At 41.1% G+C, this 16,998-nt stretch carries 17 protein-coding genes; 8 read left to right on the top strand and 9 right to left on the bottom strand.

All coding sequences use genetic code 11. From position 1 onward, the window contains the following. Nucleotides 1-62 precede the first annotated feature (62 nt). Both BLR53_RS05280 and BLR53_RS05275 read left to right on the top strand, forming a co-directional pair. Entirely contained in the window at nt 63-1,709 is a 1,647-nt protein-coding gene (locus BLR53_RS05280) for a L,D-transpeptidase family protein (RefSeq protein WP_074587807.1), read from the top strand. Between the two features lie 12 nt (nt 1,710-1,721). Then, entirely contained in the window at nt 1,722-2,384 is a 663-nt protein-coding gene (locus tag BLR53_RS05275) for a peptidylprolyl isomerase (RefSeq protein ID WP_074587805.1), read from the top strand. Here the strand turns inward: BLR53_RS05275 and BLR53_RS05270 are convergent. Next, nucleotides 2,368-3,642, bottom strand: coding sequence for an ATP-binding protein (locus tag BLR53_RS05270; RefSeq protein ID WP_074587803.1), 1,275 nt, complete (start codon nt 3,640-3,642; stop codon nt 2,368-2,370). The two genes, BLR53_RS05275 and BLR53_RS05270, sit on opposite strands and share 17 nt — an antisense overlap. Nucleotides 3,643-4,181: 539 nt before the next feature. On the opposite strand from BLR53_RS05270, the gene BLR53_RS05265 reads away from it, so the two are divergent. Then, nucleotides 4,182-4,547 carry a response regulator transcription factor gene (locus tag BLR53_RS05265; protein ID WP_037438015.1) on the top strand — a complete coding sequence of 122 codons (366 nt, stop codon included), beginning with the start codon at nt 4,182-4,184 and terminating at the stop codon, nt 4,545-4,547. Here the strand turns inward: BLR53_RS05265 and BLR53_RS05260 are convergent. Beyond that, nucleotides 4,534-5,673, bottom strand: a complete 1,140-nt coding sequence (locus BLR53_RS05260) for a histidine decarboxylase (RefSeq protein ID WP_037437993.1) — start codon at nt 5,671-5,673, stop codon at nt 4,534-4,536. The genes BLR53_RS05265 and BLR53_RS05260 overlap by 14 nt on opposite strands. A gap of 154 nt (nt 5,674-5,827) precedes the next feature. Here BLR53_RS05260 and BLR53_RS05255 point away from each other — a divergent pair, with 154 nt between their 5' ends. The 5 genes from BLR53_RS05255 to BLR53_RS05235 all read left to right on the top strand — a co-directional run bounded on the left by BLR53_RS05255 (nt 5,828) and on the right by BLR53_RS05235 (nt 8,439). Continuing rightward, nucleotides 5,828-6,310: an Lrp/AsnC family transcriptional regulator gene (locus BLR53_RS05255; protein ID WP_074587800.1), complete on the top strand. Its 483-nt coding sequence runs from the start codon at nt 5,828-5,830 to the stop codon at nt 6,308-6,310. A gap of 84 nt (nt 6,311-6,394) precedes the next feature. Continuing rightward, entirely contained in the window at nt 6,395-6,922 is a 528-nt protein-coding gene (locus tag BLR53_RS05250; protein WP_037437995.1) for a helix-turn-helix domain-containing protein, read from the top strand. A 103-nt stretch (nt 6,923-7,025) separates the two neighbouring features. Further along, nucleotides 7,026-7,418: a hypothetical protein gene (locus BLR53_RS05245; RefSeq protein WP_074587798.1), complete on the top strand. Its 393-nt coding sequence runs from the start codon at nt 7,026-7,028 to the stop codon at nt 7,416-7,418. Nucleotides 7,419-7,437: 19 nt separating this feature from the next. Beyond that, nucleotides 7,438-7,860 carry a Dabb family protein gene (locus BLR53_RS05240; RefSeq protein WP_074587796.1) on the top strand — a complete coding sequence of 141 codons (423 nt, stop codon included), beginning with the start codon at nt 7,438-7,440 and terminating at the stop codon, nt 7,858-7,860. Between the two features lie 114 nt (nt 7,861-7,974). Beyond that, the gene (locus BLR53_RS05235; protein WP_074588490.1) at nt 7,975-8,439 is read left to right on the top strand and encodes a hypothetical protein; all 465 of its coding nucleotides are present in this window, start codon (nt 7,975-7,977) and stop codon (nt 8,437-8,439) included. A gap of 8 nt (nt 8,440-8,447) precedes the next feature. Here BLR53_RS05235 and BLR53_RS05230 read toward each other — a convergent pair whose 3' ends face one another. The 7 genes from BLR53_RS05230 to BLR53_RS05200 form a co-directional block, all read right to left on the bottom strand. Further along, nucleotides 8,448-10,253: an ABC transporter ATP-binding protein gene (locus BLR53_RS05230; protein WP_234797566.1), complete on the bottom strand. Its 1,806-nt coding sequence runs from the start codon at nt 10,251-10,253 to the stop codon at nt 8,448-8,450. After that, complete coding sequence (locus BLR53_RS05225; protein ID WP_074587794.1) at nt 10,204-11,943, bottom strand: ABC transporter ATP-binding protein; 1,740 nt, start codon at nt 11,941-11,943, stop codon at nt 10,204-10,206. The genes BLR53_RS05230 and BLR53_RS05225 overlap by 50 nt, the downstream gene beginning before the upstream one ends. A 70-nt stretch (nt 11,944-12,013) precedes the next feature. Next, nucleotides 12,014-12,538 (bottom strand): hypothetical protein, encoded by a 525-nt coding sequence (locus tag BLR53_RS05220; protein ID WP_074587791.1) that lies wholly within the window; start codon nt 12,536-12,538, stop codon nt 12,014-12,016. 118 nt (nt 12,539-12,656) lie between these two features. Continuing rightward, the gene (locus BLR53_RS05215; protein WP_074587789.1) at nt 12,657-13,904 is read right to left on the bottom strand and encodes a sulfate adenylyltransferase subunit 1; all 1,248 of its coding nucleotides are present in this window, start codon (nt 13,902-13,904) and stop codon (nt 12,657-12,659) included. Next, the gene (gene cysD, locus BLR53_RS05210; RefSeq protein WP_037438796.1) at nt 13,904-14,809 is read right to left on the bottom strand and encodes a sulfate adenylyltransferase subunit CysD; all 906 of its coding nucleotides are present in this window, start codon (nt 14,807-14,809) and stop codon (nt 13,904-13,906) included. The genes BLR53_RS05215 and cysD overlap by 1 nt, the downstream gene beginning before the upstream one ends. Nucleotides 14,810-14,822: 13 nt before the next feature. Next, nucleotides 14,823-15,527: a phosphoadenylyl-sulfate reductase gene (locus BLR53_RS05205; protein WP_074587787.1), complete on the bottom strand. Its 705-nt coding sequence runs from the start codon at nt 15,525-15,527 to the stop codon at nt 14,823-14,825. A 1-nt stretch (nt 15,528) separates the two neighbouring features. After that, on the bottom strand, nt 15,529-16,995 hold the full coding sequence (locus BLR53_RS05200; protein ID WP_074587785.1) for a TSUP family transporter: 1,467 nt from the start codon (nt 16,993-16,995) through the stop codon (nt 15,529-15,531). Between the last annotated feature and the right edge of the window lie 3 nt (nt 16,996-16,998).

Raw genomic sequence — 16,998 nt, 5'->3', positions numbered from 1 at the left:
AATAGCCCATTAAAATGTGATTAAAAATGTCATTTTTATTGAAATTCAGTATATTGAGCACGATGAGACTAAAATTTATCGTTATTGCACCCCTGTTATTTCTGTTTATTCAATGCCAGCAGAAACCAGAAAATAAAGTAATCAGAGATACCAGCATTACACCTGTAAATGCGGTGACCAAACTTTATACAGACAGTCTGGATATGGAAAAATTTATCAGCAGCCAACAACTGGATGATAGCGCTGCAAACCGGATGCGAAACTTTTATAACAGCAGAAACTTCCAGTTCGCCTGGTTTTCCGAAAAAGGACTGGCCGAACAAACCAAAGTATTGTATGATCTGGATAAAAATTTTAGAAGTTCTAACGGCGATAGTAGTGTTACATTGAAAAACCTTCAGACCCGCATAGACCATCTGCTAACCATTGACACTGTAATCAAAAAGGCAGACACCAGTCTTACGCTACTGGAATTTAATCTGACCTCCCATTTCTTTAGCTTCATTACCGATGCCTATGCAGGCAAAGTAGATCCTGCAAAATTACAATGGTATATTCCGCGAAAAAAAATAGATGCGGTTGCAGTTCTGGATTCACTGGTTAAAAACAAAGGGAACGATACTAACGGAAATGCACCGTTAAACTCTTATTACGTGACTTTAAATAAAGAATTATCGCACTGGTCTGCCATTGCTAAAAAAGGTTCATGGCCGGATCTGGAATTCGCTGCTCTGCAAAAATTGAAACCAGGTGATTCTTCAGCAATAATAAGCACACTAAAAACCCGGCTTGCTGCTTTTGGGGCATTGGCTCCTACAGACTCCAGCGGCTTGTATACACTTGCGGTAGACACTGCATTACGTCTCGCACAACAGCAATTCGGGCAGCAGGTAACCGGCAAACTTACAGCCTCTCTGGTCAAATCACTTAACATACCGGTCAGAAAAAGAATCGAACAAATTCTAATTAACCTGGAAAGAATGCGCTGGGTGCCCGTTATGCCGGAAGGCAGGGTAATTCTGGTTAATATACCGGAATATAAACTGCACATATTTGAGGACCGCAAAGAAGTACTTAATATGGGCATTGTTGTAGGAAAAGAGGCGCACCAGACGGTTATTTTCAGCAATACACTTAAAAATATAGTATTCAGCCCATACTGGAACGTTCCACCGAGTATTGTTAAGGCCGAAATTCTTCCTGCCATCAATAGAAATAAAAATTACCTTGCCCAACATCAAATGGAAATATATGGTAAAAGCGGCGGTCTTCCACTTATCCGGCAGAAACCAGGCAGTACAAATTCTTTGGGCAGAGTAAAATTCCTTTTCCCTAATTCCTACAATATTTATCTTCACGATACACCTGCCAAGTCTCTTTTTACCGAACAGAAACGTGCCTTCAGTCATGGGTGTATTCGTTTATCACAGCCAAAAACACTCGCAGAATACCTTTTAGAAAACGACCCTTCCTGGACGAAAGAAAAAATCACAAAAGCGATGCAGCAATCTAAAGAAACCTGGGTTCAGGTGAAACAGCCCGTACCCGTATTCATCACCTATTTCACTGCCTGGGTAGACAAAAATGGCCTGCTTAACTTCAGGGATGATGTATACGGTCATGACTCCAAAATGGCCGCTTTGTTGTTTCCACAAACACCGGCGGCGCGAAAGGCCGTAGGTGCTGATGATTCGAAAATAAACCAATAGAATAAATAATTTATGAAGTTCTCCGGATTAATTACATCCCTGTTATTGCTTACTACTGCAGCATCTGCACAGTCTACTTTCATAAGCCTTGAAACTTCCAAAGGCGATATCCTTGTTAAACTTTACGATAAGACTCCGCTGCATAGAGATAATATGGTCAGCGGAATTCGCAAAGGCTGGTGGAAGTCTGCATTATTTAACAGGGTGATTAAAGATTTTGTGAGTCAGGCAGGCGAATTGGACGATCCTATTCTGGAACGGGAAAAACAGCATCCTGACCGAAAGCCAGAAAGGTTAAAATCTGAGTTGTTTCCGGAACTATATCATTTTAAAGGGGCATTAGGTGCCGGACGAGATGATAACGCACAAAAGGCGTCTTTTTTAAACCAGATTTACCTGGTAACCGGCAAAAAACAAACAGACATACAGTTAGATGAAATAGAATCAAAAAAAGGTTTCAAATATACCCCTGAACAACGAGAAACCTATAAATCTAAAGGAGGAATCCCCCGTCTGGATGGAGATTATACCATTTTCGGAGAAATTGTAAAAGGAATGGAAGTAGCCAACGAGATAAATCAGGTTAAAACAGACAAACATGATCTCCCGGAGGTTCCGGTAGTCATTAATGCCAGGGTATTAACCGCTAAAGCGGCAGCTAAGCTTTTGAATTAAGTAAGGCGTCAAATTCAGCTCTCTCCCCAGTTTCCAGTTCAGTAATATTTTCCATAATCGTTCTGATTTTACTCTTTTGATTGGATTGTAAAAGAACGTCAACCAGTGATACAACTGTTTTCTTTTGATCCAGGCTTAGATTGCTGAACAATTTGGGCCTGGCTTCATACATTGCTTTCAGGGTATCATGCAATAGCTTACGTTGTTTAGCACCGCTTGCTTTACCTTCCTGAGGTTTGATGACACCCTCGCTTTCATACCTGTCTATCAGTTTTCCAGAATTCTCCTTTAGAAAAATCTTTCTTTTAGCCACCAGGAGGTTATGTATTTCTTTACTAAGGTATCTGTATTCAGCAGAAGATTTAGATCTGTTATAAAGCTTAAACTGAGTCTCTACTTCCAGGTTGCTAAAATCAAAATCAGTGAAAAATTCGCTCTGAATATAGACACTGTGAAAATAATCGTCTGCTTTTTTATTCAATGAGGTATAATCTTTATAAAGCTCCTCCCCTTTTTCTGAAATATAATAAACTTTAGAAAGCTCCCTGTGCAAATTCTCTTTCCACTGAATAAATTTCACGCGGAACGATGTACGACTCTCATCGAAGGTGTAAATGATATCTTCGGCACGCTCGGCGACCTGATCTTCATAATCAAGTTTTTTACCGTTAATGCTAATGACAAATTTCTTTTTCTTGTTCAGTTCAAGAAACCAGCAAAATTCTGCCTTAAGAAAAGGAATGATTTCTTTTTCAAGGAGCGCCTCGCTTATCTTCAAATTGGTAAACCGAACTATAGTACCAGTCTGTGGGTGCAATGGAACTTCGACAGGGACAGCTTGATAATTATTAAGATTGGAACCATCAATACGGATTGTACCACTTTTAAGTTTATTAGCCAGCATGAAAGTAGTTTCCCATTCTGCCTGGCCCGCAAATTTAAAAAAGGTAAGACGCCCGACCCCATTTTTTCCGTGTAAAGCAGAACGATTTTTATGTACGGCAAGCTGGAGGGCTTTTTCAGATTCATAAAAATGATCAAATTTTGGCTTTAGCTGTTTGAAATTAATACCATATCCATTGTCGGTAATGGAGAGCGAATCAATAAATCCAAGACTATTAGCTGAATAATCTATATTAATCTGGTTTGCCTTCGCATCAAAACCATTCCATATATATTCTGCAACCGCTTGTTTTTCATTGTAGTTCCTAAGCACCTTTTGGATGCCACCAGAAGTAATGTGGACGTTATTAGCCATAAATCAGATTCCCTATAAACGCCGAAATTAAAGAAATAATTAGATTACAGGCGGCCTACCCGAAGAAAACATAGCCTTTAGATAGTTTTAAAGTACATTTCAGTTCTCTCTAATAAACTGATTAACTGTACCGTACAAAAGTAAAAAGAACGGTTTTCAGGGATGAAAAATATTTTTTTACAACATAGAATAATAAAATGAATGCAGAAGCGTCTATATATCTGAGAGCGTTAATTTAGAAAGCGGGGATAGGTCGGAGACTTATCTCCGCTTTTATTTTTCACGAATTATGACTAAGATCATTTTTTACACCTATCAGATGGAATTATATTTGGACTGATAATTTATTCAGTAGCGGGTGGATGCCGGCACATAATAATAGGGTTAGACCAACAGGTTCTGCCCTTTTATTATGTGCCGGCTTTTTTTATTTGAAAATTGGTACATGATTTGTCCATGAAAACTTAACACGAAGTTATTAATGACATAACCCAATCTTTATGAAAGAAGAGGAGTGTGTTCCTCTAAGCCCGATAAAAATGATTAAGCAAATTTATGTTGTAGAAGACGACCAGGATATTAGACAGATTATTGAATTTATTCTGGAAGAAGAAGGTTATCAAGTCACACTCTTTCCAGACGTCACTTCTTTTCAGGCAGTCATGGCAGATGACAGACCTGATCTTTACCTGCTAGACGTAATGCTGCCGGATGGAAACGGACTTGAGTTATGTCGTGAAATCAGGACTAATCAGAAAATAAAAGATATTCCCATTATTGTAATGTCTGCACATGCAAGGCCCGAAAATATCTTCGGACAATGTAGTGCAAATGATTTCATAAGTAAACCGTTCGATCTGAATGAGATTCTATACAAGATTAAGAAACAGATTACGCTGCATTAATCTTCTTATGATCTTCAAGGAGTTCGCCGACAAGCTGGTCTATCTGGGCGAATGTCACATTGGGCATACAAATAATATGGCACCACCCATCTTCCATCGCCAGCTGCCATTTCAACCGCACACGCTCGCCTGGAGCCGGCATATTTACCGTTATTGAGTTAGGGTTTCTCCAGGCTTCAATACCATTCTCCCTGAGCTGCTCTTCCGCATAAGCTGCCACTTTAAGACTATGCAGGGCACGTGCACGAAAGCCATCCTCTCCCAGCTTTTTGAGCGTGTACCATAGGAACAAAGGACTGTGTCCGTTTCGGGAGCCGGTAATCGTCGTATCCATGCTACCTGTGTATGAGACAGAACGGGCAATTCTATCCCTGTTATTTTTTTTCACTATGACTACACCGCAGGGAATTGGTGAACCAATGAACTTATGCCCGCTGATCGCAATGGAATCTGCCCCATCTGCAAAGTCAAAAGCCGGTCTTGGTTCAATGAAAGCACTGTAACTTCCCGATAACGCACCGTCAGCATGAATATAATAATGTTGAATCGCCAGATCCTGCAGTATGGCCTTAATCTTACGGACATCGTCTCTGGCTTCAGTCATTGTAGTGCCAATGTTCGCAAAAATGATAACAGGCATATGTCGGTTCATACGGATAGTATCCCGAAGATCTTCATAGTCTATCTCTCCGCTACGCTGTGTTCTGATAACAATATTCTGCATATTCAATAAGTGCAGGTTTTTCTGTACACTATAGTGCGTAGCCTGCGAAAAATAAACCATTCCTTTAGGATGAATTTCACGCGCCAGATACAAACCATATAAATTACCTTCCGATCCGCCGTTAGTCACATAGCCCCACCAATTATTTACGGGCGCACGAAAAAGTGCCGCGAAAAATTCCAGTACCTCAACCTCCAGTCCGCGCGTACCCACCTGATAGGTGGATTCTATAAAGGGGTCACCAAGGTTGTTTATCGGAAACTTCAGGAATTCAGCAAGTTCATCATAATTGAAATCTTTAGACACCGGATAGCCCAGCATTAGTTCTGCGTCTGCAGTTAATTTCTTTTTCAACTCAGCTAACTGAAGCATCTCAGCGTCCGGCAATTGACTCGTTCTCATAACAGGGTTGGTAAAAATATAATTCTGTAAATTAAGTCAATCACATTCAAAAAAACCACTATAAACATCATTTAAGAAAATATACATTATATTTACAGGATATACAGTAAATTTATACTGCTAAGGAATAGAAAAATAAAGAACACAGCAAAAAATGACTACCCCAGCTATTTTTGACAAAACTGATCATCAGATTTTAAAGGAATTACAGACGGATGCCCGCCTGAATGCTAAACAAATAGCCGGCAGAATCGGTCTCAGCCTTACGCCAACCTATGAAAGACTTAAAAAGATTGAACAATCCGGAGTCGTTCTGCGTTATGTAGCCGTCCTGGACAGAGATAAAATAGGTAAAGACATTGTAGCATTGATACAGGTTTCACTCCGATTGCATTCTAAAACGATGATTATAGATTTTGAGCAGGCTGTAGCAGCAATTCCTGAAGTCATGGAGTGTTTCCATGTCGCCGGCAATTTTGATTATTCATTGAAAGTTGTTGTTTCCGATATGAAATGTTACCAGGACTTTCTATCCAATAAGTTGGCTGCAATAGAGAATATTGCCCATGTGCAGAGTTCCTTTGTAATGAAGGAAATCAAATATCAGACAGCATACGACACTGACAACAAAGATTAACAAGGGATAATTCACCGGAAATTCTATCGCCATTTATACATTATACAGTATCGGTTAAGATAACCGATACTGTTTTATTTGTCTGTGTCGAAGAAAGATTATAGTGCGGTTAAAGAATACGGTCAGCGTATTAGGGCATTCAGAAAAGCAGCAGAGCTTTCCCAGAAAGAACTTGCTACGTTTACCGAAGTCCATCAGCCCTATATAGCCGCTATTGAGAACGGCGACCTTAATATCGGCATAAAGATCCAGGAAACTATAGGTCAGACTTTTGGCGTCAGGTATTATCAGCTTGCCGATCCGGAATTCCCCATCCCAGCCAGAGAAATATTAAGGGATAATATCAGAAAATACCTAATCAGCAAACAGATAGATCCGGCATGGCTTAATGAAGAAACGCCAAATCTCTCTCATTACGTCGACATGATATTAAATTCAGATTTCTTAGACAAACCCAGGACTGCAAAAGCGATCGCACAAGAAATTGCTGCCAGATACCGGGTTACTGCCAGTGCAGCAAGGGTAACAGATATTCTCAGTCGAAATCCGAGAAGACAGCTGGTACAAATTACTAAATCTAAAAATAGCCGCCTCAATATTTATCAGCGGTAAATTCATCTTAATCATTTCCAACGGTCTTTGCACCGACGGATATGCGCTTAGATACATGAATTAAACTATAATTTTCTTATCTTTCAATACTTTAAATTTAGGTATGAAAAGAATTATACTCGCACTAAGTATTCTTACTGTAATACTAGCCGGCTGCAAAAAACATGACAACCAGGGAGATGCTCCCTCCGGTGATGGCGTCATTGGCACATGGCAGTCTGTAGCGGTACTTAACGATATTGGAAACGGTAAAACTCCTTGGAGAGATCTTCCAGCCAAAGACCGCACACTGATTTATCTTTATGCAAACGGAACCGCAAAGGGCCTGAATGATTATAAAAGTTACACGCTCGAGGATGAAGGACGCATAACCTTTACCAAGGCTGATAATTCGAAAATAAGTTTGATTTATACCCTGGCTAACAATAAAGAAATGATAATGACGCAGGGCGCATGTATCGAAGCCTGCCTCATCAGATATATTAAAGTCAAATAATCTAATCCGAACCTAATTTATGGCCAATTCAACACGCAGAAAATTCATTGGAACAGCAGCAGCAATGGCAGTTACAACTACTGTAGCTACAGCAATGCCTTTTTCATCATCAACTAATGTTATGGAACAACAGTATCCGGTAGTACATCATGTTTTCTTCTGGCTAAAAAACCCAGATTCTAAAGCTGACCGAGACCTGCTTGTAGCAGGCGTTAAAACACTATCTAAAATTGAAACAGTTAAAGGTCTCCACGTGGGCATAGTAGCCGACACAGAAAAAAGAGACGTTATTGACAGTAGCTGGGGCGTATCAGAACTCCTTTTTTTCAACGACCTTGCGGGTCAGTCTGTCTATCAGACCCACCCTATCCATCTCGCCTTTATTGAAAAATACAGCCATTTATGGTCTAAAGTAATCGTTTATGACATCGCTCAAGCTTAGCGTTTAGCGCTGTCATAAACTTACCTACATATAACAGGCCCCCGTGCCTGTTTTTTTATGCGCAAACAATTTATGGAAACAGGAGGTTTTATACATCATAAGGAAAAGTCTACTATGAAAAAATTAGCCCCAATCTCCAGTCTCCTGTTTGCCTTAATATTCATTCAGGCATGTTCTTCGCCAGATAGTAACCAGAAAAAAATCACTGATACCGCCTGGACAACAACCTGCTACCAGGCTATAGATGGTCAGGATACCGCAACCCTGCAACTCAAAACATTTGAGAAAAAGGCAGAAGGTGATCTTCATTTTAAATACAAAGGGAAAGATGATCAGCACGGTACAATAGCTGGTAAATTCAGTGGCGACACCCTGCTGGTTAACTTCTATCTACGCAATGGTCAATCAAAAGAAACTTTTACTAATCCACTGGCCCTTTTAAAACAGGATAGCGTACTTAAGCTGGGAATAGGAGAAATGGAGACTATGATGGGCAGAACATATTTCCGCCCCGATGTACCCATTAATTACGACCGTGGCAGATTCATTTTTGAACCTGTTCCCTGTAAAACAGAATAGCGGCTGAACTAGCTGGATCTTTTACCCTCCATTAACCGCGAAACAGCTTCTGAAAAGGAACCCGCACGGACTACTTCACCTGAATTAATGAAGAAAATTTCATCTGCATTTTCAATCGTGTTGAGTCTGTGCGCAATAATAACCTGAGTTGTATCCTGAGCCAGATTATCCAGTATCTGTCCGAGTAACTGCTCGGTAATGGTATCAATATTTGCCGTCGCTTCGTCCAGGATTAATATTTTTGGTTTCCTTAATACTGCCCGCATGAAAGCAATAAGCTGCTTTTGCCCTATGCTGAGACTGTCACCTGAGGACGTGACCGGTGTTTCTAACCCCTGGTCAAATGTAGTTAGCAAACCCTCCAATTTGGCTTTCTCCAAAACCACTTTAAATTGCTCATCAGTAAATCCCGCATACAGGTTATTATGGTAAAGCATATTTTCTTTAACTGTTCCTGAGAATAGAAAAGGATCCTGAAGGATATAGCCGATTTTCGCAGTACGCTCTTCATCGGTATAAGTTCGGATATCTTTACCATCCAATAAGACTTCTCCTTCCAAAGGATCATATAATCTAGCCATCATTGCAGCAGTTGTAGTTTTACCTCCTCCTGTTGGCCCTACCAATGCATAAGTTTTACCGGCTTCCAATGAAAAATTAATATGATGCAGGATCTCGTAACCTCCGGGATAGCCAAAATGTACATTCCTGAATTCCAGAACCGGGCTGTGGTCATCATTTTCGGCAGTCCCTGCAGATAAAGTAAGCAGATTGTTCTGTAAAGCGAGTATCTGAGTTATCCTTTCCCAGCCGGCCAGTGCCACCTGCAAACTGGTCCAAAGTGCGGCGAGCTGCCTTAAAGGGTTGTAAAAATTTGTGGCATAAGCCAGATAACTGACTAGCAAACCGACGGTAAAATTTCCCTGTATAATCAGATAGATACCAAATGCCAGCACAACCAACTGTGCAATCGATGAAAATAACCCGAATACGGGCATAAAGAGCATGTTTGCCATACCCGATCTGATTGCAGTGTTATAATTATCTGTATTTGCCTGTTCAAATTTTTCCCGGAAATAATCTCTGCGATTGAAAGCAATAATTACTTTAAAGTTATTAAGGCTCTCCTGAATTTCGCCACTCATCGCACCTGTACTTTCCAGATTTCGTTTATTCCGGTACTTTACCCAAGGCGAAATTACTTTAGTAAACACCAAAATAAATAAGGCTGGTACCAGTGTAGCCAGCCCCAGTTCGGGGTGAATAACCAATAGAAAGATACCGGATCCGATCATCATTACAATCGTTCCAACAAACTGCATTAACGATTGAGAAAAAAACTGACTCAGTTTATCGGTATCATTATTTACTCTGGAGATCAGATCTCCGGCCTTATTTGCATTAAAAAAAGCCAGTGGCAGTTGTTGTATCTTACCAAAGATGGAGTTTCTCAGTTCGAAAATAATCCTTTGACCTACTCCTCCCATCAATTTGGTTTGGAAATAACTGGCAATGAAAGCAATCATATATAAACCAAGCAGTATGCCTGCATAAAGCGGCACACCTTTAAAGTTCTTTTCCATGATGTAATGATCTATGGTATACCCGATCAGAAGCGGCCCGAGCAGATTGAGAAATGCGTTAATTAGTATGGCACATAAAGCGAGTAACAAAGTTTTCCGCTCCTGCTCGACTAATTTCAGTAAACCTTTTAATCCAGCCCAGGTAGATACTTTTTCCGCAGATCTATCTGCATTTTTAAGCTCATAGTTCATAATTGCTTGTGCTTTGCTGGGAGTTAAAAATCTGTACATATTCAGGACTGCTTTCCATTAATTCCTGATGTGTGCCTTTGGCAAGCACTTCACCTTGCATGAGCAGGATGAGTTGTGAATAATGCTGTACCGCAGCAATCTTCTGTGTAACTGAAATCGTGGTCATACCTGGATAGTTCCGGGAAATATTGGTTAGAATGCGCGCTTCGGTCTGTAAATCCACACGGGCAGTAAAATCGTCAAGTAATAAAATTTTAGGATCCAGAGCTAATGCCCGGGCAAGCATAATTCTTTGCTTCTGCCCTCCAGATAAACTTAAGCCTCTTTCGGAAACTTTAGTATCCAGTCCATTTGATAAACCACTTACAAATTCACTCAGTTCGGCCGTGCGGATTGCCGTCTCTAAGGATTCATCGGTAACGGTATCACTGAAAGCAATATTCTCCCTGATACTCAGGTTAAACAAGATACTGTCCTGAAAGACAAATCCAATCTGTTTATAAAATGCTTCCGGCTGATAAGCAGAAATAGGCTGTTGATCATATAATACCTGTCCGCTTTCGGGAATAGTTAAGCCTGTAAGTAAGTACAACAACTGTGTTTTACCTGCCGCAGTAGGACCGATAATAGCCACACGCGCACCGGGTTCTACCTTAAAACTTATATCTTTCAAGGCATATTTCTGCCCAAAACGCAGACTGAGATCTTTTACTTCCACTGCACCTTCCAGCGCCTGGTTTACAACTCCGGTAGCAGCCGGATCTTTAGCTTCCAGTACTATCACTATCCGGTTGTAGGATGCCGTGGCCTGTGCAATCACATTACTCATAAAACCTATAACCAATATTGGAAAGATCAAAAGAGCCAGATAGCTATTGAAAGCAGCAAACTCGCCGATGCTCATACTCCCGCTGACCACAAAATGACCACCGAGTACCAATATGGATAGCCCTGCTATATTCGCTGTAAATACAATAATTGGAATAAGCCAGGCAAATAACCGAAGAATACTTAAGCCGATATCTCTCGATTCCTGACTAGCCTTAAAGAACTTTTCATATTCCAGGAATTGTGAATTGATCACCCGGATGAGTGCCGCTCCTAAAATACTTTCGTTAATAACTTTGTTAAGCCAGTCTATTACTTCACGACTCCTTTTAAACAAAACTTTAACCCTTCTCAGTACAAGGTAAAATGCTCCGCCTATAATAGGAATAATGGCAATAATCATTAAACCTAATTTCCAGTTTATGCTTAGCAGTAAAACGCTTGCCCCGATGATAATAAAAAGCGAGGAAACAATGGAAACAATTGCCTGCGAAACAAAGAGCTTAATAGAATCTACGTCGGAAGTGAGATTGGTAAGTAATTTGGCGGGGGTTGTATTTTCAATAAATGTAAAGTTCTGCACTGAAATCCGTTCAGCGATCCGTGTCCTTAGATCACGGGCTACTTTCTCAGACGCATAAGTCTGAACGACTCCCTGCAGTAAACTGAACACGAAAATTACAAATGCGACCGATACGAAACTGACGATCATATTCGGGAACGAAAAAGAATGATGTTCAAACGCATCTATCCCCTGTCCGATTAAACGCGGAAGCCAGAGGTTTAAACCATTACTAATCAAGGCAAATAGTATGAGTAAACCTATTAAGCCACTGTATGGCCTGAGCAGACTAAATATACCGGGTGTTTTTTGTGCTTGCTGCTGCGGTGTAGCTTTCATGAATATTTTAAATGTCTACCTGCAAGGAAATTGCGGATTTAAAGATAGAAATTAGAGTTAGAATACCAAATCATTTCTTTCCAAGAGCGACTGAAATCGCTTTTGCATATACAACCGATAGTACCCCAATGACCAGTTTGAGTCCCAAAATAACCAGAAGCTGTATTTCGCCATCTCTATTGGCCTGCCCGCCCTGTATCAACTGCAAATGTTGTCTGAATTTAAAAAGAAATTCGGGCAAGGCCTGGACAATGGTAATCAAACCGAGCAAAGTCAATGCGATCTCGTAAATTGTTTTTCGTTCCATTCCGGCACCTGTTTCCACTTCCATGTCTTCCTTGCGGCAAATCCGATTTGTGATGTCCTTCGCTTTGAAGATCAGTAAGGCTGCAAAAATAGACAGTAAGATAAAACTGGCGATAGTAATTATAAAAATTGGCCATTGATCTATTTCTCCAGGCTGTTCGCTATGGTTCGGGTTCTGTATAACAATACTGGCGAACATCAGTACATCCCGGAATTGCGTGATCAGTATTGTAATCAGGTATAAACCTAAAATTCTGATCGCTATTTCATATATGTCTGATTTCTTCATCCGATAGCTATCATTTATCGTCCCGATAAATTCCGGGCTTCCGGCAAAGTAGAGAATATATGTTGCATAAAAAAACAGGCCTTAAGCCTGTTTTTTTATGCAACATATATTCTCCTGATTAAACTGCCTCTCTAAACATCAGTGCAGCTACGGTAAGGTTAGTTCTGCTATCAATCAAAATGGCTGCGCCATTTGCTGGATTTTCATCATACCAGTCAAATGCCAATTCGTCTGCCGTTTTAAGTTCGACCCTCCCGATATCATTCAGATGAAAAGTATCAGCTCCTTCTTTTTTCATGGTGTTGATATCAACTTTATACTGGATATCGGCAATCTTGCATTTCGTGATTTTACTGTTATGCTGCAGCAGGTAAGTTAAAGAGTGATCGAGCTGTTTCTGATCCATCCAGCATAAATCTGCAGCAATATTTTTGGTCTGCTGAGTAAGTCTGGCAGAACTGACCAAAACATCTCCCCTGCTGATGTCTACCTGATCTTTAAGATGAAGTGTAACAGACATGCCAGTCAATGCTTGCTCTGGCTCCTTATCAAACACTTCTATCCGGTCGATTACAGACTGTTGGCCTGAAGGCATAACAGTCACCGCATCGCCTTTTTTAAAGGTTCCGCTTAGGATTCGACCGGCATACCCCCTATAATCATGCAGATCTTCAGTCTGCGGACGGATTACCCATTGAACGGGCATTCGTGCATATACTGAAGGCAAATGACCAGTTACTTCGACGTTTTCCAAAAAATAGAGTAGACTGGAACCATCATACCATGGCATATGGTCGGAGCGATGGACAATATTATCTCCTTTTAAAGCGCTTACCGGAATAAAGTTTACTTTATTAAGGTTTAGTTTGGCAGCCAGGGCTTCATACGCTTCCGTGATTTCCAGGAATACAGTTTCACTATAATCAACCATATCCATCTTATTAATACAAACGGCAAGCTCGGACACGCCTAGCAGAGATACCAAATAAGAGTGTCTTATAGTCTGTTCGACAACACCTTTTCGGGCATCTATCAAAATAATCGCTAGTTTGGCAGTAGAGGCTCCGGTAACCATATTTCTGGTATATTGGATGTGCCCCGGTGTATCAGCAATTATAAACTTACGCTTTTCGGTCTGGAAGTACTTATAAGCCACGTCTATCGTAATACCCTGCTCCCGTTCGGCACGAAGTCCATCCGTAAGAATCGCAAGGTCGATAGTACCGTCGTCATTTTTCCTGTTCGAAGCCTGCAATGCTTCCAATTGATCTGCAAGAATCGAATTGGTGTCGTATAATAACCGCCCGATTAATGTGCTTTTGCCATCGTCAACGCTTCCGGCTGTAAAAAACTTTAATATATCCATTAAAAATACCCTCCTTTTTTGCGGTCTTCCATCGCTGCTTCTGATACTTTATCGTCCAGTCTGGCCCCTCTTTCACTAATTTTTGATGCGCTTATCTCTGCAATAATGTCATCAATCTGGTCTGCTTCTGATGCTACTGCTGCTGTACAGCTCATATCTCCCACTGTCCTGAAACGAACCTTGCGGCTCACAATCAAATCTTCCTCATCCATATTTAAATAAGGTGAGGCAGCCATTAACTGGCCATTTCTGGTGATACAATCCCGCTGATGTGCGAAATAGATACTCGGAAGATCCATTTTTTCACGCCGGATATAATTCCACACATCCAACTCTGTCCAGTTGCTGATAGGAAAAACCCTTACATTTTCACCTTTCTGAATCCTACCGTTATAAATATTCCACAGTTCAGGACGCTGTCTTTTTGGATCCCATTGTCCGAATTCATCACGCACGGAAAATATTCTTTCCTTGGCTCTGGCTTTCTCTTCGTCCCTTCTGGCACCACCTATACAGGCATCAAAACCATGTTCTGCAATGGTATCCAATAGGGTAACCGTCTGTAATGCATTCCTGCTGGCATTTTTCCCTTTTTGCTCCAAAACTTTTCCCTGATCTATAGCATCCTGCACGTACCCGACTATGAGTTTTTCGCCCAGACGTTCGACCATTTGATCACGGTAAATAATAGTTTCTTCAAAATTGTGTCCGGTATCAATATGTACCAGCGGGAACGGAAACTTACCTGGACGGAAAGCTTTTTCAGCTAGCCTTACCAGTGTTATAGAATCTTTTCCACCTGAAAACAAGAGTGCAGGTTTTTCAAACTGCCCGGCAACTTCCCGCAGAATATGAATCGCTTCTGCCTCCAGTTCATCTAAATAATCTAATTTTTGTGCTTGCATGTTCTTTTACAAATTATTTTGTGGCGTGCAAACCACATTCTTTCTTCGACTGATCTTCCCACCACCATCTCCCTGCACGGAAATCTTCTCCTTCCTGTACAGCCCTGGTACAGGGTGCACAGCCGATACTCGGAAATCCTTTATCATGGAGCGGATTATAGATAATATTATTTTCACGGATATAAGCTTTCAAATCTTCCAGTGTCCAATTAAAAACCGGATGAAACTTAATCAGCTGATTCTGTTCGTCCCATTCCAGGTTACTCATATCCGTCCGGTTAACTGACTGCTCTGCCCGAATACCCGTAATCCAGCATTGCTGCCCTGCAAGCGCCCGTTTCAAGGGACCCATTTTACGGATCGCACAACATTCCTTCCGGTTTTCTACCGAAGTATAAAAACTCGAAGGCCCTTTGGTGCTTACCATTTTTTCCAGTTCCGCTGCATCCGGATAATAAGTATGGATCGGCTGATTATATCTCTCCAGCGTTCTGTTCCATACATAATAGGTTTCCGGAAATAAGCGGCCGGTTTCCAGTGAAAACACGCTTACGGGCAATTGATTCTTGAAAATAAAATCGGTAATTACCTGGTCTTCCCAGCCGAAACTGGTAGAAAAAGTAATCTTTCCCGGAAATCTGTCTGCCAGCAAACTGATAGCCGATACCGGATCTTTGCGTTCCAGTTCCGCAGCAATTTCTTCCAGTAGTGCTTTCATATTATAATACTTTTAAAATAAACATAATTACGCTTCTTAAGCTCACAAGGATCACTATGATACCTACTGCCACCATAATACTCTTTACCGAGATCCGGTTGGAAACTTTAGCAGCAATAGGCGCTGCCAGTGCACTCCCGATAATTAATCCTCCGACCGCTTCCCAATGAACATATTTTAACATGGTGATAAAAGTCAATGAGCTCATCAATGCGATAAAAAAACGGGTGATCTTCACTGTTCCCAGAGAAAACCTGGCATTTCTACCACCTGCTATTAGACTGGATAACACTATAGAGCCCCATCCACCACCACCAACAGCATCAATAAAACCACCGAAGAACCCTAATGGAACAATCTGTTTTATCTTTCCATTCTTGCGTTTACCAGGTTTCTTGAATGCTTTTGACAAGATCACTCCACCCAGAATTAATGTATACACCGAGACCAACGGTTTGGTATAGGCACTGTAATGTTCCAGGGAAGAGAGTAGAAATGCGCCACCAACAGCTCCGATTACACCGGGGATAATTAACAGGCGAAATAATTTCCAGTTAATATTCCCCATTCTGTAATGCATCCAACCAGCGATTCCATTGCTTAGCACTTCTGATAAATGAACGGCCATACTCGCCGAAGCTGGTGGTAGCCCCATAGAAAGTGAAAATGCAGTTGAGGTTACTCCATAAGACATACCAATAGCACCATCAACCATGGCAAAGATGAATCCGCCGAGTAAAAACCAGTAAAATATAGGATCTATATTGATCAGATACTCCTGAAACTCCGGTTCCCGGTGCCAAAAGATTGCCACCAGGATCGCCAGTGATAACATAATAGTTAACCATACCAGCCATTTAAAAAATGGAAAAGACGGTGGCTTAGCCGCGGGTCTCACCAAAACGGCACTCACTTCGTTTAACTTTTGCACTTTGTCCTGAAAATCTCCATCCAGGGTTTGACGAAATTTACTCATTTGCTGCAGTGTTATATCTAATCCGTCAGGTAGATGTTCTTGAAATAATTCTTTTAGTCTTTTCGCTATGGTCGGAGACTTTCCATTGGTAGAGATCGCAATTTTTAAGTCGCCTTTTTTCACTATCGAACCTAGGTAAAAATCACAGAGTTCTGGTTTGTCTGCAATATTTACCAGAAGACGCGCATGATGCCCATCTTCAACTATTCTTAAGTTGAGCGCCGGGTTATTCGTCGCTGCAATAACCAGGTCTACTCCTGCCAGGTCTGCAGCTTCATAATTTTTATGTTCCAGAATAATCTGTGGATATTCTTTTACAAAAGCATACACTTCGTCAGAAATCTCGGCTGCAACTACCTTAATTCGCGCCTGTTCACTCTGCCTGACCACGGCCTGGAGTTTCTCCAGACCTACAGGGCCGGCCCCTATGACCAGCGTCTGCATTTGGTTTAATTTCAGAAATACAGGAAATAATTGGTTACCCTGCGGCATATT

Source organism: Pedobacter antarcticus, assembly GCF_900103515.1.
Classification (GTDB): domain Bacteria; phylum Bacteroidota; class Bacteroidia; order Sphingobacteriales; family Sphingobacteriaceae; genus Pedobacter; species Pedobacter antarcticus.
The sequence above is the reverse complement of the archived record's forward strand: the minus strand, read 5'-3'. Positions and strand labels throughout refer to the sequence as shown.

Bases quoted from the DNA above. Each gene is read 5' to 3' on its own strand.
- BLR53_RS05220 (WP_074587791.1), bottom strand. From the start codon at position 12,538: ATGAAGAAATCAGACATATATGAAATAGCGATCAGAATTTTAGGTTTA.
- cysD (WP_037438796.1), bottom strand. From the start codon at position 14,809: ATGCAAGCACAAAAATTAGATTATTTAGATGAACTGGAGGCAGAAGCG.
- BLR53_RS05255 (WP_074587800.1), top strand. From the start codon at position 5,828: ATGACTACCCCAGCTATTTTTGACAAAACTGATCATCAGATTTTAAAG.
- BLR53_RS05240 (WP_074587796.1), top strand. From the start codon at position 7,438: ATGGCCAATTCAACACGCAGAAAATTCATTGGAACAGCAGCAGCAATG.
- BLR53_RS05245 (WP_074587798.1), top strand. From the start codon at position 7,026: ATGAAAAGAATTATACTCGCACTAAGTATTCTTACTGTAATACTAGCC.
- BLR53_RS05200 (WP_074587785.1), bottom strand. From the start codon at position 16,995: ATGCCGCAGGGTAACCAATTATTTCCTGTATTTCTGAAATTAAACCAA.
- BLR53_RS05265 (WP_037438015.1), top strand. From the start codon at position 4,182: ATGATTAAGCAAATTTATGTTGTAGAAGACGACCAGGATATTAGACAG.
- BLR53_RS05260 (WP_037437993.1), bottom strand. From the start codon at position 5,673: ATGAGAACGAGTCAATTGCCGGACGCTGAGATGCTTCAGTTAGCTGAG.
- BLR53_RS05275 (WP_074587805.1), top strand. From the start codon at position 1,722: ATGAAGTTCTCCGGATTAATTACATCCCTGTTATTGCTTACTACTGCA.
- BLR53_RS05215 (WP_074587789.1), bottom strand. From the start codon at position 13,904: ATGGATATATTAAAGTTTTTTACAGCCGGAAGCGTTGACGATGGCAAA.
- BLR53_RS05270 (WP_074587803.1), bottom strand. From the start codon at position 3,642: ATGGCTAATAACGTCCACATTACTTCTGGTGGCATCCAAAAGGTGCTT.
- BLR53_RS05225 (WP_074587794.1), bottom strand. From the start codon at position 11,943: ATGAAAGCTACACCGCAGCAGCAAGCACAAAAAACACCCGGTATATTT.
- BLR53_RS05230 (WP_234797566.1), bottom strand. From the start codon at position 10,253: ATGTACAGATTTTTAACTCCCAGCAAAGCACAAGCAATTATGAACTAT.
- BLR53_RS05280 (WP_074587807.1), top strand. From the start codon at position 63: ATGAGACTAAAATTTATCGTTATTGCACCCCTGTTATTTCTGTTTATT.
- BLR53_RS05205 (WP_074587787.1), bottom strand. From the start codon at position 15,527: ATGAAAGCACTACTGGAAGAAATTGCTGCGGAACTGGAACGCAAAGAT.
- BLR53_RS05235 (WP_074588490.1), top strand. From the start codon at position 7,975: ATGAAAAAATTAGCCCCAATCTCCAGTCTCCTGTTTGCCTTAATATTC.